This is a genomic window from Serratia sp. FS14, assembly GCF_000695995.1.
GTDB classification, from domain to species: Bacteria; Pseudomonadota; Gammaproteobacteria; order Enterobacterales; family Enterobacteriaceae; genus Serratia; species Serratia nematodiphila.
The window spans coordinates 3,655,026-3,681,591 of record NZ_CP005927.1; the positions used below are offsets into that span (position 1 = coordinate 3,655,026).

The 26,566-nt window shown below is 59.9% G+C and carries 24 protein-coding genes and 1 pseudogene; 17 read left to right on the forward strand and 8 right to left on the reverse strand.

What is annotated here, in order from left to right; translation table 11 throughout:
• The first annotated feature begins 218 nt into the window (after positions 1-218).
• From L085_RS16535 to L085_RS16560, 6 genes are all read left to right on the forward strand, one after another.
• Positions 219-1,595, forward strand: a complete 1,377-nt coding sequence (locus tag L085_RS16535) for a glycosyl transferase family 2 (RefSeq protein ID WP_033645489.1) — start codon at positions 219-221, stop codon at positions 1,593-1,595.
• 76 nt (positions 1,596-1,671) lie between these two features.
• Positions 1,672-2,949: a glycosyltransferase family 2 protein gene (locus tag L085_RS16540; RefSeq protein ID WP_031299974.1), complete on the forward strand. Its 1,278-nt coding sequence runs from the start codon at positions 1,672-1,674 to the stop codon at positions 2,947-2,949.
• The gene (locus L085_RS16545) at positions 2,949-4,397 is read left to right on the forward strand and encodes a radical SAM protein (protein WP_044031246.1); all 1,449 of its coding nucleotides are present in this window, start codon (positions 2,949-2,951) and stop codon (positions 4,395-4,397) included. Before L085_RS16540 ends, L085_RS16545 begins: the two co-directional genes overlap by 1 nt.
• A gap of 3 nt (positions 4,398-4,400) precedes the next feature.
• Entirely contained in the window at positions 4,401-5,210 is an 810-nt protein-coding gene (locus L085_RS16550; protein ID WP_044031247.1) for a hypothetical protein, read from the forward strand.
• Entirely contained in the window at positions 5,207-6,379 is a 1,173-nt protein-coding gene (locus L085_RS16555) for an MFS transporter (RefSeq protein ID WP_044031248.1), read from the forward strand. The genes L085_RS16550 and L085_RS16555 overlap by 4 nt, the downstream gene beginning before the upstream one ends.
• Before the next feature lie 22 nt (positions 6,380-6,401).
• Positions 6,402-7,214: a hypothetical protein gene (locus L085_RS16560; protein WP_044031249.1), complete on the forward strand. Its 813-nt coding sequence runs from the start codon at positions 6,402-6,404 to the stop codon at positions 7,212-7,214.
• A gap of 30 nt (positions 7,215-7,244) precedes the next feature.
• On the opposite strand, the gene L085_RS16565 is transcribed toward L085_RS16560, so the two are convergent.
• Entirely contained in the window at positions 7,245-8,438 is a 1,194-nt protein-coding gene (locus L085_RS16565) for an MFS transporter (RefSeq protein WP_044031250.1), read from the reverse strand.
• Positions 8,439-8,587: 149 nt separating this feature from the next.
• Here L085_RS16565 and L085_RS16570 point away from each other — a divergent pair, with 149 nt between their 5' ends.
• Positions 8,588-9,505 carry an ABC transporter substrate-binding protein gene (locus L085_RS16570; RefSeq protein WP_021504584.1) on the forward strand — a complete coding sequence of 306 codons (918 nt, stop codon included), beginning with the start codon at positions 8,588-8,590 and terminating at the stop codon, positions 9,503-9,505.
• 53 nt (positions 9,506-9,558) lie between these two features.
• On the opposite strand, the gene L085_RS16575 is transcribed toward L085_RS16570, so the two are convergent.
• Complete coding sequence (locus tag L085_RS16575) at positions 9,559-11,334, reverse strand: sigma-54-dependent Fis family transcriptional regulator (RefSeq protein ID WP_044031251.1); 1,776 nt, start codon at positions 11,332-11,334, stop codon at positions 9,559-9,561.
• 275 nt (positions 11,335-11,609) lie between these two features.
• Between L085_RS16575 and L085_RS16580 the strand changes: the two genes are divergently transcribed.
• Positions 11,610-13,130, forward strand: a complete 1,521-nt coding sequence (locus L085_RS16580) for an aldehyde dehydrogenase family protein (protein ID WP_015377854.1) — start codon at positions 11,610-11,612, stop codon at positions 13,128-13,130.
• 55 nt (positions 13,131-13,185) lie between these two features.
• Here L085_RS16580 and adhP read toward each other — a convergent pair whose 3' ends face one another.
• The 3 genes from adhP to L085_RS16595 form a co-directional block, all read right to left on the reverse strand.
• Positions 13,186-14,202, reverse strand: a complete 1,017-nt coding sequence (gene adhP, locus L085_RS16585) for an alcohol dehydrogenase AdhP (RefSeq protein ID WP_004928541.1) — start codon at positions 14,200-14,202, stop codon at positions 13,186-13,188.
• A 196-nt stretch (positions 14,203-14,398) separates the two neighbouring features.
• Complete coding sequence (gene blh, locus L085_RS16590; RefSeq protein WP_044031252.1) at positions 14,399-15,688, reverse strand: bifunctional sulfur transferase/dioxygenase Blh; 1,290 nt, start codon at positions 15,686-15,688, stop codon at positions 14,399-14,401.
• A 16-nt stretch (positions 15,689-15,704) separates the two neighbouring features.
• The gene (locus L085_RS16595; protein ID WP_226988546.1) at positions 15,705-16,616 is read right to left on the reverse strand and encodes a sulfite exporter TauE/SafE family protein; all 912 of its coding nucleotides are present in this window, start codon (positions 16,614-16,616) and stop codon (positions 15,705-15,707) included.
• 65 nt (positions 16,617-16,681) lie between these two features.
• Between L085_RS16595 and L085_RS16600 the strand changes: the two genes are divergently transcribed.
• On the forward strand, positions 16,682-17,920 hold the full coding sequence (locus tag L085_RS16600) for an FAD/NAD(P)-binding oxidoreductase (RefSeq protein ID WP_044031254.1): 1,239 nt from the start codon (positions 16,682-16,684) through the stop codon (positions 17,918-17,920).
• A 126-nt stretch (positions 17,921-18,046) separates the two neighbouring features.
• Positions 18,047-18,340, forward strand: a complete 294-nt coding sequence (locus L085_RS16605) for a SelT/SelW/SelH family protein (RefSeq protein WP_004928553.1) — start codon at positions 18,047-18,049, stop codon at positions 18,338-18,340.
• Positions 18,341-18,346: 6 nt separating this feature from the next.
• On the opposite strand, the gene L085_RS16610 is transcribed toward L085_RS16605, so the two are convergent.
• Positions 18,347-19,288, reverse strand: coding sequence for a LysR family transcriptional regulator (locus L085_RS16610; RefSeq protein WP_015377850.1), 942 nt, complete (start codon positions 19,286-19,288; stop codon positions 18,347-18,349).
• Positions 19,289-19,385: 97 nt separating this feature from the next.
• On the opposite strand from L085_RS16610, the gene L085_RS16615 reads away from it, so the two are divergent.
• From L085_RS16615 to L085_RS16645, 7 genes are all read left to right on the forward strand, one after another.
• Positions 19,386-20,585 carry an MFS transporter gene (locus tag L085_RS16615; protein WP_044031255.1) on the forward strand — a complete coding sequence of 400 codons (1,200 nt, stop codon included), beginning with the start codon at positions 19,386-19,388 and terminating at the stop codon, positions 20,583-20,585.
• A gap of 94 nt (positions 20,586-20,679) precedes the next feature.
• On the forward strand, positions 20,680-21,174 hold the full coding sequence (locus L085_RS16620) for a TIGR00645 family protein (protein WP_004928561.1): 495 nt from the start codon (positions 20,680-20,682) through the stop codon (positions 21,172-21,174).
• 188 nt (positions 21,175-21,362) lie between these two features.
• Entirely contained in the window at positions 21,363-21,818 is a 456-nt protein-coding gene (gene fabZ, locus L085_RS16625) for a 3-hydroxyacyl-ACP dehydratase FabZ (RefSeq protein ID WP_004928563.1), read from the forward strand.
• Between the two features lie 30 nt (positions 21,819-21,848).
• Complete coding sequence (locus L085_RS16630) at positions 21,849-22,637, forward strand: fused MFS/spermidine synthase (RefSeq protein WP_004928565.1); 789 nt, start codon at positions 21,849-21,851, stop codon at positions 22,635-22,637.
• Positions 22,638-22,717: 80 nt separating this feature from the next.
• A complete protein-coding gene (locus tag L085_RS16635; RefSeq protein WP_004928567.1) occupies positions 22,718-22,912 on the forward strand; it encodes a ribbon-helix-helix protein, CopG family in 195 nt (64 codons plus the stop codon).
• 145 nt (positions 22,913-23,057) lie between these two features.
• Positions 23,058-23,459 (forward strand): VOC family protein, encoded by a 402-nt coding sequence (locus L085_RS16640; protein ID WP_015377846.1) that lies wholly within the window; start codon positions 23,058-23,060, stop codon positions 23,457-23,459.
• Positions 23,459-23,998 carry a dihydrofolate reductase family protein gene (locus L085_RS16645; RefSeq protein WP_021504579.1) on the forward strand — a complete coding sequence of 180 codons (540 nt, stop codon included), beginning with the start codon at positions 23,459-23,461 and terminating at the stop codon, positions 23,996-23,998. The genes L085_RS16640 and L085_RS16645 overlap by 1 nt, the downstream gene beginning before the upstream one ends.
• Here L085_RS16645 and L085_RS16650 read toward each other — a convergent pair.
• Both L085_RS16650 and L085_RS16655 read right to left on the reverse strand, forming a co-directional pair.
• Positions 23,983-25,381 (reverse strand): annotated as a pseudogene (locus tag L085_RS16650) (MFS transporter). The gene L085_RS16645 and the pseudogene L085_RS16650 sit on opposite strands and share 16 nt — an antisense overlap.
• Before the next feature lie 113 nt (positions 25,382-25,494).
• The gene (locus L085_RS16655; protein WP_044031256.1) at positions 25,495-26,562 is read right to left on the reverse strand and encodes an oxidoreductase; all 1,068 of its coding nucleotides are present in this window, start codon (positions 26,560-26,562) and stop codon (positions 25,495-25,497) included.
• Positions 26,563-26,566: the final 4 nt, after the last annotated feature.

The window sequence follows — 26,566 nt, forward strand, 5'->3', positions numbered from 1 at the left end:
TTCACGCCTCCCGCACCGGAATATTTGTGAGAGCCCTCACAAAGCATAAACGTATCTTTACATTTTTGAACGGTTAAGCTTCCGTTCTGTCAGATTTGAGTGTATTCCAGAGCGTCAAAACGATTCTTTTTCCACTCAATTGGGAACGTTACCGGAGACTTGTTAAGAAATAGTTAATTTAAATCAATGCACTACAAATAATAGCAGGAGGTACTGCGATGCACGAAAGGCAAGAGAAGAATGCAATGTTCATTTCGTTCGATGCCGTCTCGGTCTCGGGGATCACGGTGGAAGCAATGAAGATTGCCAAACGACTGCAAGCCTGTGGATTTCGCTCTTATCTTGATCTGGGATACGACATCAAGATTGATAAGGGAAACTTTAATAAACCCTATCAGCATGAGCATGACATCTACCGCGATGTCTTTACGCTGGTCCGCCTGGACGACATCACGTCGATTCCAGATTACCACCCCGCCTTTCTCGACTACGCACACGCGGCGTTGATCGGCCAGAAAACGCCCATTGACGAGCAAGAAAAAGCCGCTTTGTTGCATACCATCGCGTTGACGGCGCGGCAGCTGGCGGATCGCCTCGTCGCCCAATGGGAAGCGCTCGCAGTCAGCCATGTGGTGGTGGAAAACGGCACGCTGCCGGAAAACATCATCTATACCAAAGCGCTGTATCTGGCGATCGAAGATTATGGCCGACGTTATCGACTGACGCGTTTCGTCATCTGGCGCGATCATGACCTGATGTGGAACAGCGAAAAAAAGGTGCTCAAATACGGCCCGCCACCTTATTCTCACGCCATCAAACCTATCCCTTCAAAATACATTACCTATGTCACGCTCAATCACGATCTGAAGCAAAAGCTGGAGGCCTGGTGCAATCATGATGTCCATGTCGAGGTAAAGAAAAATACCTATGACTTCTCGGACAGTCACGAAAGAACGAATGTCAGAAAGCAGATGAATATTCGCGATAATGATCTTCTCATTGCCAGAACCACCCGCATCATCCCTCAGAAAAGATTGGACCGCGATATTATGCTGATCAGCCGGCTTAATGATTTATTTATCCGCGACCACAACACTCGACGCGCCTATTTGGCGATCGCCGGCAATGAATATGAAAACCCGTCATGTTATCTGCAACTCGCCAAATTGGCACAGGAACTGAATGTTCTCCCCTATGTCAAATTCGTCGGCATGCTTCCCCATGTCGATATGCGCTCGGAAAACGACGCGTTTTGCATAGAGGACCTCTATCACTCTTGCGACCTGGTCTCTTTTCTCACCTCGTATGATTATGATAGCTATGGCAATCCTATCGGTGAAGCGATCAGTTGCCGCCGTTGCTATATCACCACTCGCTACGAATATTATCACGAAGTCTACGGCCGGCATGGGTTTGAAGCGCCCGTCATGCCGATCTCCGAGTTACAGGATGGGCCGCCGAACGACGAATTCATCCAGGAAGTCTACCGGTTCATTAATAACAAGGAGCAGATGAAGCGCGTGGCGGAAAAGAATTACGCGCTGGGCAAGCGAATTTTATCCAACAACGTCATGGAGTTCTTAAATATCAGCTAACCATCGAATAACGTGACATTTCATTTTCAGACAAGCCATTTCTAACTGTGGACTTTCATTAGCCCTTGGAGGATCTATGCGTGATACTGTTTTTGTGTCTGTCGTACTGCCAGTTTATAATGAAAGCGACCGTATTGAGGCGGTTTTACTTTCGCTGTTCAATCAGCACACCAAGAATGAATTAATCACCCACGACACTTACGAACTGATTGTCGTTGATAACAACTCCACCGATGATTCCGTCGCTAAAATAAACGCGTTTAGTGAAAGGCATCCGGCTATGGCCATTCATGTTATCGCCGAAACGGTGCAGGGTGTCTCCTCGGCCAGAAAACGCGGCATGGACTATGCGTCGCTGCGTTCTAAAGCCCGCGACAGCCGGCTGGGAAATAAACGCAAGCACTATATCGTTTCCGCCGATGCCGATTGCACCGTGGATGCATTTTGGCTTTACGAGCTGGTGAATACCATGATCGAGCAACAAGGCGACCTGGGCACCTGCAACTATTACTACCCTCCCGCAGAGTTTGAGCACCGCCCCAACCTGTTCCGCGAGATCCAAAAAACGCTGCGTCTGCGCGAATTTTCGTTCTCCCTGTTCGGCGGCTTCCCCGACGGCAAAGGGTTCGGGGTGGAGCGCAGCCTGTATGACGCGGTAGGCGGCATCGAAATCTTCTACCAGCTCAACCATGGCCGCTTTGTCGAACACCTGTCCGACGACTGGGACTTCGGCATTAAGGTCATCGCCTACGGCGGCAAGCCGGTTTACGCTCGCCATGCTTACGTTGAGATCAACAGCCGCCGGGTGGACACCATTCTCGATGAGGTGATCAACGGCATCGCCTACGGTAAGGACGGCATCATTATCATGAAGGACGTCCGGCCGGACGTTGAGCGGCAGAAAACCGCGCTGGCGGACGCCACGCCGGCGGAGGCGAAACTGGCCTGGGACTACTCGGTCAAGGACTACACGCCAAAGAATATCTTACTGCCGGTGCTGCTCAATCCGTATCTGCTGTTGGAAAACAGCGAAGTGCGCGATTTCTTCTCCGGTTCGCTGGCCGACAGCCTCTACCGCCGCATTCACGAGCTGAAACACGAGATGCGCATCATCGATTTCAAACCGATCCATGCCTACAAAACCCCCGCCTATCGGCTCTACCTCGAATTTCGCGATGCGCTGTTTGCCGCCATGCGGCGCGCCGTCGGTGACGATATCGGCTTCCCGCCCGCATTGCCGGCCTGCTTCGATACGATCAAAGACGAGGATTTCACCCGCTTTGTTTATTACTTCTGTGAAGACCGCGAGTCCGGCGAAGCCCACAACTATTTCGGCAACGGAGGCGTATTCTGATGAACGACGAAGCCTTGCACTCATTGCTGGATATCGATGAAAACTATCCCACGCCGCGGGTGAACGCGTTCCTGGCGCAACCGGAAAACCGGGCCTTTCTGGAGTACGTCCATAAGGATCCGTTCGGCTGTCACGTGTTCCCCGGCGATCTCGTCGACTACCCGCTGGCCGCGTTTTTTGCCGATATGGAGGCCGACATTCGCCAGGCGGGCAAAATCCACCTCTGGGCCTATATCCCGACCTGCCGCTATCGTTGCCATTTTTGTCAGTACCCCACGGTGATCCTCAATCCCAAGGCGCCCGCCTCTCAGGCGGTATTTCGCGATTTGGTCGATTTCAACATCAAGGAGGCGCAAATGTGGCTGGCGCGCGTGCCCAGCCTGGCCGAAGTGGAGATCGGCGAATTCAACGTCTTTGGCGGCACGCCGTCCTTGCTGCCGGAGCCGGAACTGCGCCGCATGATGGCCTTCTACTTCAGCCACTTTAACTTCACCAACGCCACCCTGCGCTTCGAAGGGGAGCCCGGCACCCTGAACAAAGCCTATCTGGCGCTGCTGAAAGAGCTCGGCTTCAGCAAAATCAGTTTCGGCACCCAATCCTTCAATGACGACATCATCACCGCCTGCGGGCGCATGCACTCGGCCGAAGAGTGCGTGGAGACCATTCATCACGCGCGCGCGCTCGGCATTGATTGGGTCAGCGTGGATCTCATTTACGGCATGCTGGGCCAAAGCGTGGACGACGTGAAATACGACATGGAAAAAACCCTCGAGCTGAATCTGTCGCACGTCGTCTGCACCAAGCTGCACATGGATGAGTTTATTAAAAATCGCACCGGCGTCTCGGGCGAGCGCGAAAGCCTGTGGCAGAAAAAGGGGCTGCTCAGCATCAACAACCTGCGCTTCCCTGGGCTGGGCAAACAGTACCAAATGCGCGAGCTGGTCGAGAACTACCTGAATGGCGGCTATACCGAACACCCCACCATGTATTTTCACCGCAATGATCAACAGCCGGAAAAGTGGAAAGCGCTCATCACCGATCTCGACAAGCAGTATCCGGAAGTGGCGATCGGTTTGGGCGGCAGCTCCAAATCGACGCGATCCGAAGCCATCAACATCACCGGTTACAAGAAGTACAAGGAAGCGCTCAACCAAGACCGCCTGCCCATCGAGGAAAGCCGCGGTTTCTCCCCGATCCAGCGTGAAGTGAACGCCTTCAAAATGGCGCTCTCCACCTTGCTGCCGGTGGACGATCGGGTGTTTAAACGGCGCTTTGACGGCAACAGCCTGTTTGCCAACCCGGTCATCCGCCGCACGTTGAAAATCCTGGTAGATAAAGCGCTGGTCACCGTCGATGGCCCGTGCGTGACGCTCACGCCCATCGGCGTCACGCTGGTCGAAGCCATTATCAATACCCAATTTTCCGCCGCATTCGCCAATCAGGAGTGAAAGATGACGACGACAGTCTCCGATCCCAAACCGGTATTCAGCTTCTATTACATCGGCATCGATACCGAAGCCGGCGTCACGCCACAACAGTTTGAAACCTTCGTGCGCGAACAAGGCGTACATATCCCCTGTTATCCCGGCTGGCGCTGGACGTTGCTGCGCGGCCTGCGCGGCGAACGCGTCGGGCAATACCTGATGCTGTACGAGATTGACAGCGCCGAGCAGCGCGATCGTTACGTCACCGCCACCGGGCAGAGAACGGCGCACGCGCACGAATTCTGGCGGCGGCATGCCGCCGCGCAGGAAATCCTCGCCGAGTGGCGAAAACTGGGCACCTACAGCCTGCTACCGACGCTGTTCAGCGATTATCGCCTGCTGGCTGAGAACAGAAAAAGCGACGTGCCGCCCGGCCCGCGCTACCGGGAACGGCCGGGCGAACCGCCTGAGGCGCGCATTATCGGCATCCACAATCTGGCGCTGCGCGAAAGCGTGACCCCGGCGCAATTCGAACGCTTTATCGCCGAAAATCACCATCGCATTGAGGATTATCCGGGCTGGAAGTTTCACTTGCTGAAGGGAGAGCGCGGCAATCGGCTCGACCAGTACGCGGTGATGATGGAAATCGTCAGCCTGGCGGCGCTGGACGTGTTCTATCCGGAGCCCGATATCGCCACCGCCGAAGCGGCAACCTTCGCCAAAGCGCATCGCGACACCAAGCAAATGTATGAAGAGTGGAAGCAACTGGCGTCATTTTCCGGTTCACCGCAGATTTATACCGATTATCTGTCCGTCGCACAGAGCCGATCGTCATGATGCTGCCTTGGCTAACCGGCGAGGCCGCAGAGAATCATCGCCGGCAAATCGCCACCCGAGCGATCTTCTTCCTCGCCGGGTTGGGCATGGCTGCCTGGGCACCGTTGATCCCTTTCGTGAAAGCGCGATTGGGCATCGATGACGGCGCGCTCGGTTTGCTGCTGTTTTGCCTCGCCGCCGGCTCCATGGCGATCATGCCCTTCGCCGGTTATCTGATCGCCAAACTGGGGTGCCGTGCCGTGTTGCTGGGCGCAGGCGCCTTGCTGTGCATCGACTTGCCGCTGTTGGCGTTACTCGATGCTCCGCTGTTGATGGGGGCGGCATTGGGGGTATTTGGCGCCGTCAACGGCATCATGGATGTGGCGATGAACTCACAGGCGATAATCGTCGAGCGGGAGAGCGGCCAGGCGAAAATGTCCGGTTTTCATGGCTTCTACAGCCTTGGCGGCATTGCCGGCGCCGGCGGCGTCAGTCTGTTGCTGCTGGCGGGCCTCGCCCCGGCCCAGGCCATCGGCCTGATCGCCCTCCTCATCGCGATCCTGCTGCTGATCGTCGCCGGCGATTTACTGGCGCACGGCGGCATCGGCGAGCGGCGACGGGGCGGCGCGCGGTGGGCGCTGGCCCACGGCAAGATCCTGTTTATCGCCCTGCTCTGTTTCTTCGTGTTCCTGACCGAGGGGGCGATGCTCGACTGGTCGGCATTATTCCTGCATGCCGAGCGCGGCGTGGCCAAATCGCAGGCGGGGATCGGGTTCACGCTGTACGCCGTCGCCGTGGCCTGCGGGCGGCTGTATGGCGACAGGCTGATCGGCGCCGTCGGGCGCTTCCGCACTCTGCTGCTCGGCAGCCTGTGCGCTGCGGCAGGCGTGCTGTTGACCGTCACCGTCCCTCTGGCATCGGCCGCCTTTGGCGGGTTGATGCTCGCCGGCCTGGGCATCGCCAACATCGTTCCCATTCTGTTCAACGCCGTCGGCAATCAAAAACAGGTGCCGCCTGGCCAGGCGTTTCCGGCCGTGACGCTGGTCGGCTATCTCGGCTTATTAACCGGCCCGGCGCTGATCGGTTTTATCGCCAATTACACCAGCCTGGCCCTGGCGTTCGGCTGCACGCTGCTGTGCCTGTTGCTGGTCAGCATCAGCGCCAAAGCCGTGACGAACACATCTCACTAACTTAACTTGCGAGGATCGTTTAATGCATGCATCAACCACGCCGGTTTTCTCCCTGCACTACGTGGGAATCAACCTGAAACGGGGCGTCGCCTCGGATCGTTTCGAAGCGTTCGTTCGCCGTAAAGGCGTCGCCATCCCGGCCTATCCCGGCTGGCGATGGACGCTGCTGCGCGGCCTGCGCGGCGAGCGTGAAAATCAGTACCTGATGGTTTATCAGGCTAAAGACGCCGCCACCTACGCGCGCTATATCGACGGCAACGGCGAGCTGACCGACGAGGCGCACGCCTTTTGGCGGCAGCGTCCGGAGGCCGCCGCGCTGATTGAGGAGTGGAAAACCTTCGCGACCTTCGCCGAACTGCCGACCCTTTACACCTGTTACCGTCTGGTGGCCGAGAATAGCCGCAGTTCATTGCCGCCCGGCCCCAATTACCGCAGCGAACCGGGGAAGGAAAGCATTCAGCGTGTCATCGGCATTCATAACCTGGCGCTTAAAGCGGGGGTCTCGCCCGAGCAGTTTGAACGGTTCATTATCGACAACATCCACCGCGTGGAAGACTACCCGGGCTGGAAGTTTCACCTGCTGAAGGGCCAGAGCGGCAACCGGCTGGACCAATACGCGGTGATGCTGATCATTGAAAGTCTGGCGTCGCTCAACGCGTTCCATCCGGAGCTCGATGTTTCAACCGAGCAAGCGCTCAGGTTCGTGGCCGAGCATCAGGACACCGAACGCATGTACGACGAGTGGAAAACACTGGCGTCGTTCTCCGGCGCGCCGCAAATCTACACGGATTACCTGGCGATTGGCGGCAACGAGAATGACGCCCATCCGGCGTAAACCGCGCGGCGGCGTTGAGCGCCGCCGCTTTCACGGCCGCCGTTCGCCGAACGGTGCCAGCTTCATGCCGAGCAGCGTCACCACGCAGATGATCGCCCCGGCGTAAAAGGTGGAGGCGGAACCGAACAGTTCCCACAGGGTTCCGGCCCCGAGACTGGCCAGCAGCAATGCCACGCCGCTGATCAGATTGAACATGCCGAACGCGGTGCCGCGCAGGTGCGCCGGCGCAGTGTGCGCCACCATCGCCGCCAACAGTCCCTGCGTCATGCCCATGTGCACGCCCCACAGCGCCACGCCAAACAGCACCCCGCCCCAATGATCGCTCAGCGCCAATACCAGGTCGGCGGCGATCAGCACCAGCAGCCCGGCTTTCAGCAATCCTTCATGGCTCATGCGGTCGGACAATTTACCGAACGGATAGGCCAAACAGGCGTAGACCAGATTCATGGCGACCATCACCAGCGGGATCAACGCCAGCGGCGTGCCGCCCTGCTGCGCCTTCAACACCAGGAACGCTTCACTGAAGCGCGCCAGCGTAAAGATCGCGCCGATGCTCACCACCCACCAATAGCTGCGCCCCAACAGCCGCAGGTTGACGCGGGTGATCGGGTTGGTGCGCTTGTGGATTATCGCGGCGGCCGGCTCTTTCAGGCCGAAAAACAGCAGCGCAATCGCCAGCGCCGCCGGGATCGCCGCCACCCAGAAGATGGCGCGAAAATCATTGTGCCACAGCAGCATCAGGCCGACGGCCAGCAGCGGCCCTAAAAAAGCGCCGACGGTATCCAGCGACTGGCGCAGCCCGAAAGCCGCGCCGCGGATCTCCGGCGGCGTCACGTCGGCCACCAGGGCATCGCGCGGCGCCCCGCGGATGCCTTTGCCCACGCGATCCAGCAGGCGCGCGCTCATCACCATGCCGGACGACGACGCGATGGCGAAAAAGGGTTTGCTGATGGCGCCCAGCCCGTAGCCCAGCAGCGCCAGCCCCTTGCGTTTGCCGAGGTAATCGCTGAGCACGCCGGAGAACACCTTGACGATCAACGCCGTCGCCTCCGCCAGCCCTTCGATCAACCCGATGACGATCACGCTGGCACCGAGCGTCGTCGCCATAAACAGCGGCAACAGGCTATGGATCATCTCCGAGGAAACGTCCATCAGCAGGCTCACGCCACCCAATACCCACACGCCGCGCGGTATGCGGCCCAACGTAGCGAAACGCGACGACATGGTGCATCCTCGATCGATTCAGCGCCGCCAGAGGCGCCTCATGATTTTTCCAAGATTGGTTAGTTGATTTTGTTCGTTCACAGATCTGCCGCCTTTAGAGATAGTGCAACGACCGTGTGACACCCATAATAATGAAGGTAATTAACATAATGATATATAGCAAAAAGATGATAGTGATTGCGGCGCTGCTGAGTTTTTCCGCCGCCGCCGCACCAGGCGTGGATCTCGTCGCCAACGAAACGCCGATCCACACGGTGAAGAGCGCCGAAGCCGTGGCCAAAATCCCCGCCGGCTTCCGGTTCGTGGAACCCGGCACGCTGACGGTCGCCATTTCTCTGCTGGGCAGCGGCCCGCCGTTCGGCCTGTACGCCCGCGACAATAAAACGGTGATTGGCAGCGAGGCGGACATTGCGCGCCTGGTGGCCGACGGTTTGGGGTTAAAACTCAAGCTGGTGCCCACCTCGTGGGAGGACTGGCCGCTGGGGGTGGCCTCCGGCAAATATGACGCCGCGGTTTACAACATCACCGTGACCAACGAACGCAAAACCAAATTCGATTTCGCCACCTATCGGCAGGATACGCTGGGTTTCTACGTCAAATCCGACAGTAAAATCACCCAGATCAAAACCGCGCCGGATATCGCCGGTAAAAAGATCATCGTCGACTCCGGCACCAATCAGGAAGCGGTGCTGCTGGCCTGGGACAAAGAGAACCGCGCCAAGGGGCTCGCGCCGCTGCAGCCGGTGTATGTCACCGACAAGGCCGCCTCCACGCTGGCTATTCAGTCCGGCCGCGCCGACGCCACCTTCGGGCCCAACGTTTCCGGCGCTTATCAGGCGCGGCTGACCGGCAAAACCCGGCTGGTGGGCATCGTGCCCGGCGGCTGGCCGAAGACCGCCAACATCGCCGTCACGCTGAAGAAAGGCAACGGCCTGGTGGACGCGGTGCAGGCTTCGCTCAACAGCGCCATCGCCAACGGCAGCTATCTGCAGGTGCTGGATCGCTGGGCGGAGAGCGACGAGAAGATTGCCCATTCCGAGATTAACCCGCCGGGGCTGGGGGATTGAGAGAGCAACAGGCCCCGCGCAGCGGGGCCTTATCGCCGCTCAATCGCGCCGCCTTATTCCGCCGCCGTTTTCTGCCTCCCCAGCTTGCGGTACAGCGTGCTGCGTGAAACGCCGAGCGCCTTCGCCGCCCGGCTGAGATTGCCGCCCGCCCTGTCGATCGCCGCCTGCAGCGCCCCCAGATCGGTATCGGCGTTCTCTTGCCGTGGCGCCAGCACCGCGATGGACTGAGGAAGATCGTCCAGGGTAAGTACCGCATGATCGTCCGCCAGCGCCAGCAGCACCTTGAGCGTGCTCAACAGTTGCCGCACGTTGCCGGGCCACGGATAGCGCGCCAGCATCGCCAGCGCCTCCGGCAACAGACGAATGTCGCGCCGCTCGCCGCCCAGCTCTCGCCACAGCTGCAAAATGAAGGCCTCCAGCTGCGCCCGCTCTCTGAGCGGCGGAATGCGCAGGCTGTATTCCTGTATGCGGTACAGCAAATCCTCGCGAAACGCCCCCGTTTCCACCTGCCGATGCAGATCGTGGTGCGTGGCGCAGACCAGCGCGAATTCGACCGGATAAGCGCTGCGGCTGCCGAGCGGGGTGACCGTTTTTTCCTGTAACACCCGCAGCAGGCGCGTTTGCACGCCCGCCGGCATGTCGCCGATTTCATCGAGAAACAGCACGCCGCCGTCCGCCTCGCGGATCTTGCCGATGTACCCTTTCGGATTGGCGCCGGTAAACGCCCCCGGCGCATAGCCAAACAGTTCGGATTCGATCAGCGGCTCAGGCAGCGCCGCGCAGTTGATCGCCACGAAGTTGCCGTTGCGCCAGCGGCTCTCTTGAAACAGGCGGCGGCTGAAATGCTCTTTACCGCAGCCGGTTTCGCCGGTCACGCACAGCGAAAGGCCGGCGTTGAGAATGCGCAGCGCTTTCTGATGCTGCTCGTCGTGCCGTTCCGCCGGCGGCGCAGAACGCAGAGCGCTGACGCGGCGCTGCGGCGCCTCAAGCAACGAATAATAGTGCTGTTGATTGCCGGCCAGCGTCTGGCGCGGTGCCCCGGAAGGCTGTCGCAACAGGTCGGGAAACAGCTGGGTGAACTCAACGGAGCCGAATGAGGCCGATGAGAGCTGGAACTCCATCATCGCCAGTCGATTGGCGGCGATCAGCACTTCGTCGTGAAACACCAGCAGCAGCTCTTGCGCGCTGCCCAGGCAGCGGGCATCGGCGTGCAAACGCAGCGTCCAGTGGCGGTCGGCGATCGCGCTTCTGACCCAGCGGTGTTCGATATGCCGCACCGCCTGCATGATCAGGCGCTGTGCATCGCGGTACGGGCGCTGCGCGGGTGCGGAGAGATCCAGTATGCCGGCAATGCGGCCATCCGGCCGATAGATCGGTGCGGCGGTGCAGTTCAATCCGGCATTTTGGTTGAGAAAATGCTGGTCGCCGCGCACTTCGCAGAACGCGCCCAGCGCCAGCGCGGTGCCGATGGCGTTGGTGCCCCGCTCCGCTTCTCCCCACTGGTTGCCCGGCGCCAGCGCAAAGCGCGACGCCTTATGCAGAAAGTCGGTATTGCCGCGAGTTTCCAGCACCAGCCCGGCGGCGTCGGCGATCACCACAATGGCGGGCTGGCGCGTAATTTGCGCGCCCAGCTGCTCGATCAGCGGCTGTACCCGCTGCGGCACCCAATCGTTGCGGCTGCGCAGCTCTTCGAGCAATCCGGCTTTGATAAACGGGATATGTTGATCGGTGCGCGTCAAGCCATAACCCTGGCTGCGTTGCCAGGATTCCGCCAACGGCTGGGTCAGCAAGCTGGCGCCCTCTGCGGGCAAGCGGTCGTCAGACAACATGCGTTTCTCCCCCGTTCGCGAGTGTTGCAAATGTGTATCATAAATGTGTACCAGGCGTTGCGACACGGGACACAAAAAATCATCGGCGACGGCGGCGCCGCCCGAAGTTCTCAGCCCTCTCAATGCTTAAGGTTTTAATAACTCGTTCTTTTTTTACGGATGCTACCTCTGTCGCTAATCTGGCACGCGCCGTGCTTCTCTGTGCTGCGGCGACATGCCGCATTCACAGGCGCAGCCCAATAGCGCCGCTTTTCATCTGCAGAGAGGTGCTTAACATGAAATATGTCCACCCCGGTTTGCCTGGCTCGCTGGTTTCGTTCCGCAAACGCTATGGCAACTACATTGGCGGCAAATTCGTCGAACCGGTATCCGGCAACTACTTCACCAACACCTCGCCGGTGACCGGCCAGCCGATCGCCGAATTCCCGCGTTCCGACGCCAAAGACATCGAGCTGGCGCTTGACGCGGCGCATGCGGCGGCGGACGCCTGGGGTAAAACCAGCGTGCAGGAGCGTTCCAACGTGTTGCTGGCGATCGCCGATCGCATCGAATCGCGGCTGGAGATGCTGGCGCTGACCGAAACCTGGGACAACGGCAAACCGATCCGCGAAACCCTGAATGCCGATCTGCCGTTGGCGGTCGACCATTTCCGTTACTTTGCCGGTTGCCTGCGCGCGCAGGAAGGCACCGCGGCTGAGATCGACCAGAACACCGTGGCCTACCATATCTATGAACCGCTGGGCGTGGTCGGCCAGATCATTCCGTGGAACTTCCCGCTGCTGATGGCCGCCTGGAAACTGGCGCCGGCGCTGGCGGGCGGTAACTGTGTGGTGCTGAAACCGGCGGAACAAACGCCGCTCGGCATCAGCGTGCTGATGGAAGAGATCGGCGATCTGCTGCCGCCGGGCGTGCTCAACGTGGTACAAGGTTTCGGCGCCGAGGCCGGCGAAGCGCTGGCGCGCAGCAAGCGCATCGAAAAAATCGCCTTCACCGGCTCCACGCCGGTCGGCCGCCACATCCTCGCCTGTGCGGCGGAGAACATCATCCCCAGCACCGTCGAGCTGGGCGGCAAATCGCCGAACATTTATTTTGAAGACATCATGCAGGCGGAACCGGAGTTTATCGACAAAGCGGTTGAGGGGCTGGTGCTGGGCTTCTTCAACCAGGGAGAGGTGTGCACCTGCCCTTCACGCGCGCTGATCCAGGAATCCATCTACCCGCAGTTTATGGAGAAAGTGCTGGCGCGTATCGCTACCATCCGCCAGGGCGATCCCTTCGACACCGAGACCATGATCGGCGCCCAGGCGTCAAAACAGCAGTACGACAAGATCCTGTCCTATATCGAGATCGCTAAAAACGAGGGAGGCAAAATCGTTGCGGGCGGCGAGCCTGCTCAGCGCGGCGACGAAGTGCAAAACGGTTTCTACCTGCAGCCGACGCTGATTACCGGCAACAACAGCATGCGTTTCTTCCGCGAGGAGATCTTCGGGCCGGTGATTGGCGTCACCACCTTCAAGGATGAGGCCGAAGCCCTGGCGCTGGCCAACGACACCGAGTTTGGGCTGGGCGCCGGGCTGTGGACCCGCGACATCAACCGCGCTTACCGCATGGGCCGCGCGATCAAGGCCGGCCGCGTGTGGACCAACTGCTACCACCTGTACCCGGCGCACGCCGCGTTCGGCGGCTACAAGAACTCCGGCATCGGGCGCGAAACCCACAAGGCGGCGCTGTCGCACTATCAACAGGTGAAAAACCTGCTGGTCAGCTACGACGCCAAGCCGCTGGGCCTGTTCTGAATCCGGCGTAATGACAAGAAGGCCACCCGCAGGTGGCCTTCTTTTTTCGCGTGGCCTACTTCGCCATGCCGAGATCGATCACCATGCGACCGCGAATGGTGCCCGCCTTCATCTCGTCGAAGATGGCGTTGATATCCCCCAGCGGCCGCTTGGTCACTTTCGGCGTCACCTTGCCTTCGGCGGCGAACTGGAACGCCTCCTTCAGATCTTCGCGCGTGCCCACCAGCGAACCCACCACCTGAATGCCGTCCAGCACCAGGCGCGGAATGCTCAGATCCATGCTCTCAGGCGGCAGCCCCACGGCCACCACTTTACCGCCGGCGCGCACCGCATTCACCGCCGAGTTGAAGGCGGCTTTCGCCACCGCCGTCACCACCGCCGCGTGAGCGCCGCCGGTTTGCTGCTGAATGATCTCCTCCGCGTTTTGCGTTTTGGAGTTGATGGTCAGATCGGCGCCGATCTGTTTGGCGAACTCCAGCTGACCGTCGTTGACATCGATGGCGATCACTTTGGCGTTAAACACGTTCTTGGCATACTGCAGCGCCAGGTTACCCAGCCCGCCCAGGCCGTAGATGGCGATCCACTGCCCCGGTTTGATATCGGAAATCTTCACCGCCTTGTAGGTGGTGACGCCGGCGCAGGTGATGCTGCTGGCGGCGAAAGAATCGAGCCCATCCGGCACTTTCACCGCGTAGTCCGCCACCACGATGCACTCTTCCGCCATGCCGCCGTCAACGCTATAGCCGGCGTTTTTCACCGAGCGGCACAGGGTCTCGTTGCCGCTGACGCAGTATTCGCAATGGCCGCACCCCTGGTAAAACCAGGCGACGCTGGCGCGGTCACCCACTTTTAACGAGGTGACGCCCTCACCGACGGCGGAGACCACGCCGATGCCCTCATGCCCCAACGTAATGCCCGGCACCTCACCGAAATCGCCATTTTTCACGTGCAAATCGGTGTGGCACACCCCGCAACACTCCATTTTCAACGCCGCTTCGCCGTGCTTCAGCGGGCGCAGCACTTTATCCTGAATGTCTACGGTATGGTTTTTCGTCACTACGGCAGCTTTCATGGTGTTTTCCTTAGCAGAGTGGGAAGTACAGTTGTTAATGTAGTGACTGTATTCGGTGAGGGCAAGTGCCACCTGTTTTGTGTAAAAACAAATAATTAAATATGAATCAGTCTGCTTATTTCATAAAAAACCATTAACAGACGGCGCGATCGCCTTGAGGTTGGCAATCTGAACGATCGCGCCTCCACGGCTTGATTTACCCCTTGAAGCGATTAACAGGGATTTTGAGGTAGTGCCGCCCATCATCTTCGCAATCTGGCAGAACGCCGCCGCGAATATTGACCTGCAGCGCCATCAGCATCAATTCCGGATGCGGCAACGTGGCGTCTCGCTGCTTTCTTTGCGCGATAAATTGGGCTTTATCCATGTTGGCCACCCAGGGGTTGTTCTCGCGCTGCTCTCGCACGGTGCTTTCCCAGCGGGCCTCACGCCCCGCCGGGCGATAATCATGGCCGGTAAACAGGCGGGTATCCGCTGGCAGGCTCAAGATCCGCTGCAACGAATCCCACAGGGCTTCCGCATTTCCGCCGGGGAAATCGGCCCTTGCGGTGCCGCTGTCCGGCATGAAAAACGTATCGTGAATAAACGCCGCATCGGCGATGTGATAAGTGACGGACGCCAGGGTGTGGCCAGGAGACAGCAAGACTTCAGCACGCAGGTTGCCGATAAAAAAGACGTCCCCATCCGCAAACAGCGCATCCCACAGGGTCTCGGCGGGAGGCAGTTCCTTCAAATTATAGATGTCTTGCCACAGCCCCTGCACAGCGGTAATTTTTTCGCCTATGCCGGTGAGGGCGCCGGTTTTCTGCGCCAGCCAGGTGGCGGCAGAAAAATGGTCGGCATGCGGGTGCGTATCCAGCACCCAGGCCACTCCCCATCCTTGCTGCTGGATAAAGCTTAAAATGGTGCGGGCCTGCTGATGCGAGACCGTGCCCGATCGGCGATCAAAATCCAGCACCGGGTCGATGATGGCGCAGCGACGCGCTGCGGGATCGGCGACGACATACTGCAGGCTGCCGCTTTCCGGCTCATAAAACGCGTGCACTTGCGCGTGAGGCTGAACGTCCTGATGCCGGCCATACCAGCCCAGCGCCTTATCGGCATCGGCGCCATACTCTGCGCACTGGCTGCGAAATTGCGCTTCGTCTATCTGGCCTTCGCGCAGCGCATACAGCAGGGAAAGGCAGGCAGAACGCGCTCCGCTCCTGCAATGCGCCAGGGTCTTCTCACCCCGCCGCAACAGGTAATGGAAGGTATAAACGGTCTCCCAGGTCAGCGTGTCGAATGTGTAAGGCAGATAGACGTAGCCCATTCCCCATTGCTCAGCCAACGCTTTTTCTTGTTGATGGTTAAGGTACTCGCCCGGCTCTTCATCTGGCCGATTGTTGACGATAAACCGATAGCCTTGTTGATGCAGGACGGCGAAATCATTCGCTGCGGGCGCCCCCGAAAAGGAGAGCTGATGATGGTAAGTACGGATGTGCATATTTTTTCCTTTTGTTTTATAGGCTTTTAAAAAGCATATAAAGGGCCAGCGCCAACAACATGCCGGCATAGAGCACACGGATAATGTCCTCGCGTTTTTTCAGGCGCTCGGTGAGCGCCACCCCCACGACGCCCCCCAGAACGCCGCCGACGATGAGCCAGTAGGTAATGACCAGCGACACCTTGCCGGACATGGCATAGCTTGCGCTTGTCGATAATCCCATGGCGGAAACCACGACCAGTGAGGTCGCCACCGCTTCAACCAGCGAAAAGCGGAAGAACCAGAGCAGCGCCGGCACCACCAAAAATCCGCCGCCGATGCCCAAAAAACCGGCCACCGCGCCCAGCGCCAGCACGCTGGGCCACACGATGGCGGGATGAAATGTCGGATGGGAGGACGGTAATCCGTTGCCTGCCCGATGATTTCTTTTCAGCGTCAATCCGGCGACAACCAGCATCAGCAGAGAGAAAGGCAGGGTTAAATGGTGCCCGTCCGTCATTTTTCCCACCTGAGAGCCCGCCAGCGTTCCCACCACCGCCACCAGCGAAACGGTAACGCCGGTTTGCCACCGGACGTTTCCTTTGGCGGCATGAACAAAAAGATTGATCAGCGCGCTAATGGCAACGGACATGGCACTGGTGCCTATAACCAAGTGCGTATCCGGGATTTTCACCATATACAGCAGCAAGGGCACGCAGACGATGGATCCGCCTCCCCCGGTCAGAGCCAGGAGAAATCCGACTATTCCCCCGGTTATCACCAACAGCGTCAGGGTATAAAAAGTAAAATGGAAAAAATCCAATGCATTAATTCCCTTTCGATATTTATGGCATTTATTAACGATCAGCTTGCGTTGATTGTCAAATAACTTATTACATTTAGATATTACATATAGCCAAATCGAATATGAAATTTTTAATATAACCATAAGTTCTATAAATTATCTTTAAATCTGAGCTGCAACCCCCTACTTTCTTATGAAAGGAGACCTGCATGAAACCAGAAAAAATAAACACCCTGAAGAAAGTTGTTGTTATTGGCGGTGGTTCATCTGGCATCGGCGTCATCGCAAGCATAAGGAAGCGAGTTAAAGATGCGGATATAACTGTCGTTGAACCCAATGACTGTCATTATTACCAGCCGGCATGGACCCTGGTGGGCGGCGGGCTCTTTGATATCAATAAAACGCAGCGCGCCATGCGCGATGTTATTCCTTCTGGCGTCTCATGGCTCCAGGACAGCGTTGTCAGGGTTGATCCCAATGAAAAATATATCGATACCCGTCAGGGTAAACGCGTAAGCTATGATTTCCTTATTGTTGCCTGCGGCCTTGTTTTACGTTGGGATAAAATAGAAGGCCTTGAAGAGACGTTAGGATTTAACGGCATCACCTCTAATTATCGCTTTGATCTTGCAGAATACACCTGGCAACTGGTCCGGGAGATGCAAGGCGGCAAGGCGATATTTTCCCAACCCACGCTTCCCATAAAATGCGCCGGCGCGCCGCAAAAAGCCTTATATCTTTCATGCGATCATTGGCGGCGGCAAGGCGTTCTGAATAATATTAACGTCAATTTCTGCCTTGCGGGCACGGCGGTTTTCGGCATTCCGCAATTTGTCCCCCCGCTGAGCGGCTATTTGGAAAAATACCGTGCACAGGTCAACTTCAATCATAATTTAATCCGTATAGATAGCGAAAATCGGCAAGCGATATTTGCCGTGGAGACAAATGAAGAAGAAAAACGCGAGTTAACCCTGCCCTTCGATATGCTTCACGTGGTGCCGCCTCAATCAGCCCCGGCGTTTATTTCGCAAAGCGGACTCGCGGATGGCGCCGGCTGGTGCGATGTGGATAAATTGACGCTGCAACATAAGCATTGGCCGGATATTTTTGCGGTAGGCGACTGTTGCTCAACGCCAAACGCCAAAACCCTGGCGGCAGCGCGAAAGCAGGTGGTGGTGGTGGCGGAAAACGTCGCGGCACGTATTCATGGCACGCCTCTCACAGCCCATTATGATGGTTATGGTTCCTGTCCATTGACGGTCGAGAAAGGCAAAGTTGTGCTGGCGGAGTTTGGCTATGACGGTAAATTGCTGCCCACGTTTCCACTGCTCGACGCAACCCAGCCCAGCCGTATGGCCTGGTGGCTGAAAGCCTGGTTTTTACCCCGGTTTTACTGGGCTGGCATGCTGCGCGGGGTTGAATGGTTTGCCGGAAGCAAGCGGCCGTGATGCACACTCGGCTCCCCTTGTCGCTCTGGCCGCAGCAGGCGCTTGACTATTTGGCGATACACAGCCACCATCGCTTGCGAGCCCGCAGGCTGATGCAAGCCGTCACCACTAACCGGTCGATCAACGATGAAAAACGCACCCGCCGTTACGATTCACTACTGTTCACAATGCAACTGGCTGCTGCGCGCCGGCTGGATGGCGCAAGAGCTGCTGAACACCTTCGGCGACGATCTCGCCTCCGTCACCCTGATGCCGGGCACCGGCGGGGTCTACCAAATCAGCGTCGATGGCGTGATGATTTGGGATCGCAAGATTGACGGCGGCTTCCCCGATGCGGCGCAGTTAAAGCAGCGGCTGCGCGATCACAGCTTCCCCGATCGTTCTCTCGGCCACAGCGACGGTAAAAAAGCCAGACACTGAAGGCCGTCAGCGCCCCGTCGGCGGCTGCGCGCCGAGAATGCGCGGCATCGTTTCTTTCATCATTTCCATGAATTTGCGTAAACGCGCGGGATAATAGCTGGCGTAGGGATACAACAGGTAAATAGGCAGTGGCTCAGCTCGCCACAGGGGTAACAGCGTCTGCAGAGCACCTTGCGCCAATTCTTCTTTCACCACCCAAGACGACACGATCGCGACGCCCAGCCCTTCCAGCGCCGCCTTGCGCGCCGCATAAAGGCTGTCGGTGCTCAACCTCGGCGCGATGTCGAAACGCCGCTGTTCACCGCTGGTCGCGTGGGTCAAGACGACCTCATTACGATAAAAACTGTTTACCGCCAGCCACGGCAATGAGGCCAAATCGTCGAGATCGACGATCGCCGGTCGTTCAGCCAACAGCGCCGGTGACGCCACCGTGCTGCGCGGCACCTCCGCCAGCAACACCGCCACGACCGACGGATCGGTCACCGCACCGACGTGAATGGCGCAATCCACCCCCTCGGGAATAAAGTCCGGAGAATGATCGTTCAGCGTCCACTCAACGTAAGTTTGCGGGTAGCGCCGCAAGTACTCGCCCAACGGACCGATCAGCTGATCCTGGCCGAATGCGTGCGGCGCCCGCACGCGCAACACGCCGACCGGTTCGTCGCGCGCGCCGCCAAGCCCTTCTTCCAGGCTTTGCCATTGTTCGATCAGCCCCCGCGCCTGGCGGTAACAGCGCTCGCCGTCGTCGGTCAGTTTGAGGGCGTGGGTGGTCCGCTGGATCAGTTTGGCGCCCAGCAGCTGTTCCAATGCCTGCAGACGTCGGCTGATCGTCGGCTGCGAAGTGCCCAGCTGCTGCGCCGCCGCCGACAGGCTGCCGCTTTCGACGATGCGCACCAGCGTATGCAGCAAAGTTATGCGGTCGCCGTTAGGTAAGTTAATTTTATTCATACGTTGAGTGTATAACAGTTTTACCTGCGAGGGGGCTACAGCGGCATGAAGCAAGCGGTAAAAATGACCGCACATTCACCTTACAGGAATTTTTGCCATGAGCACCGCCACCACCCACGGCGCACCGTCCGCCAACGTCGTATTTTTGCTGGCCGCCGGCGCCGGCCTCAGCGTCGCGTCAATCTATTACAGCCAGCCCATGCTTGGCATGATGGGCGCCGATTTCCACGCCGGCGTCGCCGATGCCGGCATGGTGCCGACGCTGACCCAGTTAGGCTATGCGCTGGGCATTTTACTGTTGGCGCCGCTCGGCGACCGGTACGATCGCCGGCGGATCATTCTGGTAAAAGGCGCGCTGCTGACGCTGACGCTGTTACTCTGCGCTTTTGCTGCCTCGTTCCCGCTGTTGTTGCTCAGCAGCCTGGCGATAGGCCTGACCGCCACCGTCGCGCAGGACATTATCCCCGCCGCCGCCACGCTGGCGCCGGAGACCAGCCGCGGCAAAACCGTCGGCGCAGTGATGACCGGGCTATTGGCCGGCATTTTGCTGTCGCGGGTGTTCAGCGGCGCGCTCGCCGAGTACGCCGGCTGGCGCAGCGTCTACGCACTCGCGGCGCTGGGCGTTTTGCCGATCACGCTGGCGATCTGGCGCATGTTGCCGCGTCTTCGCCCTCATAACACGCTGAGTTACCCCGCGCTGCTGCGCTCGCTGGGACATCTGTGGGCCGAGTATCCCGCGCTGCGGCGCGCAACGCTGGCGCAAGGCTTTCTGTCATTGGGCTTCAGCGCTTTCTGGTCAACGCTGGCGTTGATGCTGGCGGAGCGCTACCAGATCGGCAGCGCGGCCGCCGGCGCGTTTGGCCTGGCGGGGGCGGCGGGTGCGCTGGCGGCGCCGTTGGCGGGCAGTCTGGCCGATCGGCACGGCCCTTACGTCGTGACCCGTATCGGCGCGGGACTGGTTCTGGCCTCCTTCGCCTTGATGTTTCTGCTGCCGCTGTTGCCGCTCCCGGCGCAACTGGCGCTCATTGCGCTGAGCGCCGTCGGATTCGACCTGGGCATCCAGGCTACGCTGATCGCGCACCAAACCATCGTTTACGGTCTCGATCCGGCAGCCCGCAGCCGATTGAACGCCCTCTTGTTCACCGGCGTGTTCATCGGTATGGCGACCGGCGCCGCCCTCGGCAGCCGCATTCTGGCAAGCGCGGGCTGGCCGGGCGTCGTGGCGCTGGCGACGGCGGCGGGGGCCGTGGCGCTGTGGATCCGCAGCGGGCGCAAAACGGCGCGCGTAGTGGCCTGATAGCGCCCTCTGCTGGCGCAAGCGGTTGATTTCACCCAGGCCTCTTGCGCTATACTGAGCGCCCTTTTTGCTACGCATTTAAAACAATTTTATGATGGAACGCTTGCTAGAAAACGCGATGTACGCCTCCCGCTGGCTGCTCGCGCCGGTTTATTTCGGCCTTTCGCTCACTCTGGTCGCCCTGTCGATCAAGTTTTTTCAGGAAATTCTCCACGTCCTGCCAAATATTTTTGCCGTTACCGAAGCCGATCTGGTGTTGACCTTGCTGTCGCTGATCGACATGGCGCTGGTCGGCGGTCTGTTGGTGATGGTGATGTTCTCCGGCTATGAAAACTTCGTCTCGCAATTGGATATCACCGAAGGGAAAGAGAAACTGAGCTGGCTGGGCAAAATGGACGCCACCTCGCTGAAAAACAAGGTCGCCGCATCTATCGTCGCCATCTCCTCCATTCACCTGCTGCGGGTGTTTATGGACGCCAAGAACGTGCCCGACAACAAGCTGATGTGGTATGTGATCATCCACCTCACCTTCGTGCTCTCCGCCTTCGTGATGGGTTATTTGGACAAGGTGACCCGCTCCAAGCACTAAACGCGCCACCACGCCCGATCGTCAGGATCGGGTGTCTTCCCCTCCTTCGCGGTTCCCCAACCGTCACCGCCGTCATGTCTTTCATCTGGCACATCTGATGATAATTTTATTATAATGTCATTACACTCATTATGGACCGAACGCCGGCCACCGCACCGGATTCGCCGCAGACAGGATCACGCACTTCCATGCCATTAAACGGTCACCCCCTGCAATTCAACGATATTCAGGCGATTCTGCCTCATCGTTATCCCTGCCTGTTGGTCGATCGCGTGCTGCCCGCCGGCACCTGCATTGCCGAAGGCCGGCTGAGCGCCATCAAGAACATCACCGCCAATGAGCCGACGTTCTGGAACGGCCATGCGCACTTCGCCGGTTTTCCCGGCGTGCTGTTGGTGGAAGCGCTGGCGCAAAGCACCGGGCTGCTGGCGCATTATTATCTCGGGGCGTTGAATGAAGGGGAACATTACTACTTCGCTTCCATTCAGCGGGCGCGGTTTTATCGCGCCGCCCGTCCCGGCGACCAGGTGTTGATGGAGGTCGCCTTTGTACGCCGGCGGGGCGCGATCGCCCGCTTCACCGGCCGCGCCAGCATCGATGGCCGGCGCATTTGCACCGCCGATTTCATGTGCGCCCGTAAATAGGCCGCTTGCCAAAGGAAACCTGCGAATACCATGTCTCTGGTTGACAGCTTACTCAGAACCCTCGATTTTTCCCCGCGCGGCCAGGTGATCGCTCGCGAAACCGACGCCTGGGGCGAAATCATCGTTTCCGATCACAAGGACTACCGCACGCTGCGGTTTGACGGCATCTGCGAGCAAAGCAAGATGAGCCTCAGCAACCCCGCGCAGCCGATCCACAACTACATCAAAGCGATGCTGATGGCGGTGGCCTGGCAGCCGCCGACCTCGGCGCTGATCCTGGGGTTAGGCGGCGGCAGCTTGCTGCGTGCGCTGCACGCGCTCGATCCGGCCATGCGTCTGGACGTGGTTGAACTGCGCGCCGCGGTGATCGCCGTCGCGCGCCGCTATTTTACGCTGCCGGCCACCGACACCATCAGCCTGCGTACCGCCGACGCCATGGACTTTGTGCGCCCGCCCGCCGAGACGCGTTACGATCTGATTTTCTCCGATCTCTATTCGGCGTTCGCCATGGATCCGCAGCAAGGCACCCAGACATTCCTGGAAAACTGCGCCGCGCGGCTGAACGACGGGGGCTGGCTGGTGCTCAATTACCACGATCTGCCCGATGAAAACAGCCTGCTGTACCACAGCCTGCACCGGATATTCGGCACCGTATTATTTTGCGTCGCCCCCAGCGGCAACGTGATCATTTACGCCACGCCGGCGCAGGTGACGTTGCCGCTCAGCACGCTGCGCACGCTGGCCGCCGGCAGCGGCGAGCTGTTCAACTGCGAACTCGGCTACCTGTCACGCAAAATAGAACGGCTGCATTTCCGCTAAGAACGAGCGGCGACGCGGTCTGGCTGGCCGCTTCGTCCACATGGTATTATCATTCAGTCATCATTCTCTGGAGGATCCTGATGGAAAAGAAAACGGCGCGGCTAACGGTGCTGATTGACCCGGACAAGAAGAAAGCTCTGGAAGAGCTGTGCCTGCAGCAGGACGTCACCCCTTCTCAGGTGGTGCGTCAGCTGATCCGCGATTATCTGCACAAGCATCAGGTGGATTATCCCAGCCAGCCGACCCACGCCAATCCGCGCGTCGAGAGCAATTGAACGGCGGCCTGCCCCGCGAACCGTGAAGCGCGCTACACCTGCGCGCGTCCCTAATCCGAATCCTCCACGGCGGTCTGTCCATCCTGCGATATCGCTGCTACTGTTTTAGGCGTTCATTATTCTCTCTTGGGGAAGGAAACGCGCCATGTTCAGCCATATTACCGTCGGCGTCAGCGATCTGGATGCCGCCGCCGCGTTCTACGACGCCATTCTGTTGCCATTGGGCTTACAACGGCGGGAAGTGACGCCGGACGGCGGCCCCGCCGCCCGCTGCTGGGTGATGCCAGGCCAAACGCTGCCGCGTTTTTACGCCTACCAACCCTTCGACAGACAGCCCGCCAGCGCCGGCAACGGCAGCATGCTGGCCTTCCTCGCCGCCGACGAGCTGGCGGTTAAACGCGCCTACGCCGCCGGTCTGCTGGCGGGCGGCAGCAGTGAAGGCGAGCCCGGCGAGCGCGCGCACTACGGCAAAGGCTATTTCGGCGCTTACCTGCGCGATCCCGACGGCAACAAGGTGCATGTGGTTTATCGGGGAGATCTCGCCTGATGAAATGCTCGGTTTACATCGCCACCAGCGTAGACGGATTCATTGCCGGACCGGACGGCGACATCGACTGGCTGCTGCGGCCCGAATATGCGGTTTCGCTGCTCAATGGGTTGAGTTTTGAAGCGTTTGTCGCCGACATCGACGCGCTGGTGATGGGCCGCCATACCTATGATAAAGTCCGCGCCTTTCCCGAGTGGCCCTATGGCGCACTGCCGGTGGTGGTGCTGTCGACGCAGCCGCCCGCGCCGCACGCAACGGGCCACGTTCGCTGGATGAATGGCGAACCGGCGGCCATCGTGGCGCAGTTGGCCGAGCAAGGCTGCCGTCACCTGTATATCGACGGCGGCCAGACCGTGCAGCGCTTCCTGCAGGCAGGCTTGATCGACGAACTGACGATTACGCGCGTGCCGCTGCTGCTGGGCGGCGGTATCCCCTTATTCGGCGCCGATGGCCAGGAGCAGCGCCTGCGCCTGCTTGCCGTCACTTCATCGGACAACGGTTTCGTGCAAGAACGCTACGCGGTTCAGCGCGCGCCGTAACGCAGCATCAGGTGGCGGCCGCCGAAGGCGATGAGCAACGCCGCCAATGCCAACAGCGCCGCCACGCCGTAGGTCACCCGCATGCCGTAAGCAGCTGCGGTCGCAGTGCCCGCGACCTGCTGCGAAGCCAGATAAAACAGCGCCCCCATCGCCGACGCGCCGGTGATCGCCCCCAGATTGCGCGACAGGTTCACCATGCCGGCGATCAGCCCGCGCCGTTCAGGAAATAGATCCTTCATCAGCATGGTGTTGTTGGCCACCTGAAATAGCGCATAGCCGGCGGTCAACAGCGCGATGGGGGCGATATAGCCGAGCACGCCCCAACGGTTAAACAGCGACAGTAACGCCGCGCCTGCGGCCACCGCCGTCAGCCCAAACTGGGCGATGCGCTGCGATCCGAAGCGATCCACCAGATAGCCGGCCGGTATGCCGGTCAGGATCGCCACCGCCGGTCCCGCCGACATCACCAGCCCGACCTGCGCGGCGCTTAAGCCCAGCGCCCGCGACAGATAGAACGGCCCGACCACCAGCGTGGCGGTCATCACCGTCATCACCAGCGCACTGGCCGCCAGCCCCGCCGTCAGGGCCGGATGGCGGAACATCGACGGCGCAAGCAGCGGCGATGCGGCGCGGCGGTTCCACGGCGGGATAAACAGTGCCCCCGCCAACAGTGCCCCCAACATCAACGCCAGGTTAAAGCGCGCCGAAGTCGCCGCGCCCGAGGGTCATCGCCAGCGAATAGCAGAGCAATGCGCCGCCCAGCAGCAACGTGCCGGCGCGATCGAACAGTTCCGCGCGCGTTGCCGCGCGCGGCCCATTCGGCAAGTATCGCCAGGCAAGCCACAGCGCCAGCAGCCCCAGCGGCAGGTTGATCAGGAACATCGCCCGCCAGCCGAAACCGGCGATCAGCGCGCCGCCCAACGACGGCCCCAGCGCGGTGCCCACGGCTGACATAGTGCCGAGCAGCCCCATCGCGCGGCCGATTTTTTCCTTCCCCAGAACCTCGCCCGCCAGCGCCATGGCGATCGACATCATGACTGCGCCCCCCAGCCCCTGCACCAGGCGCGCCGCCAGCAACAGCCACAGTTGCGGAGCCAGCGCGCAAGCCAGCGAAGCGGCGGTAAACAGCGCAATGCCCGCCAGCAGCAGGCGGCGACGATTGAGGCTGTCGCCCAAACGGCCGATGCCGATAATGCAAGTGGTGACGGCCAGCAAATAGCAGAGCAACACCCACTGCACCGCCTGGAACGAGGCATGGAACGCAGTGGCGAGCGCCGGCAGCCCGACGTTGGCAATGCTGATGCCAAGCGATGACAGCAGCATGCTCAGAGAAAGAGCGGCCAGTATGCCGCGGACGCCTTGCGGCGAAGGGTGGGATAACATGATGAACACTCCTGACATAGACTGCCGGTAAGCCTATGTCAGGGGTTAGCATGGCGGAAGACGCATGGCATGCACTGTATCCATGCGCCTGACGCCTTATCTGACGCGAGCCGTTACCAGGCGGCGATTTCCGCCTCGGTGAGCGGCAACGGCTGAGTCACACCGGTTTCCGCCGCCAGGGTGGCCGCTTCCAGCACCGCCATCACCGCCAACGCCTGCGCCGCGGTAACCGGGTTGGCGCCTGTGCCGCGCAACGCATCGCGCACCTGGAAGTAATACTGGCGCTGATCGCCATCCGGCGTCGGCAGCGTGCGCACCGGCTCCGTACCGATAAACAGGCTCATCGCGTCGTCGTCTTTGCCCCACTCCGCCGAACCCGGCGTCACGCCGGCCAGCAGCTGGCTCTCCTGCCCGTCGGCGCGCGCTTTGACCACGCTGCCTTTCTCGCCGTGCACGATAAAGCGTGAGACGCCGCCCGCCACCAGCATGCTGCCGTGCAGGATCACGCGGTGCGTCGGATAGTTCAGCACCACGTGGGCCCAGTCGTTAATCTGCGCGTTGGGGCGCAACGTGGCGATGTTGGCCTGCACGCTGTGCGGCAAACCGAACAGCTGCAGCGCCTGATCGACCATGTGCGGCCCCAGATCGAACCACAGCCCGCTGCCTGGGAGGTTTTGTTCACGCCAGCGCACCCGTACTTCAGGGCGATAGCGGTCGATATGGGACTCAAAGTGCGTCACCTTACCGATCAGCCCCTGCTCGATCACCTGTTTCACCCCCAGGAAATCGCTGTCCCAGCGACGGTTCTGGAACACCGACAGCAGGCGGCCGTGCTTCTCCGCCGCGGCAATCAGCGCGCGCGCCTGCGCCAAATCCAGCGTAAACGGCTTATCCACCACCACATGCTTGCCCGCCTCCAGCGCGGCCAGCGCCAGCGGCGCATGGGTGTCGTTCGGCGATGCGATCACCACCAAATCCACCTCCGGCCGGCGGATGGCCTCCAGCGGATCGGCGATCACCTGCGCGTGCGGCAGATCGGCATGTACCTTGGCGGCATCGCGCGAAGCCACCACGCTGAGTTCCAGCCCCGGCACGGCGTTGATCAGCGGCGCGTGAAACGCCTTGCCGACAAAGCCGTAGCCAATCAGCGCCACCTGCAACGGTTGAGCGTTATCGTTCATCAGT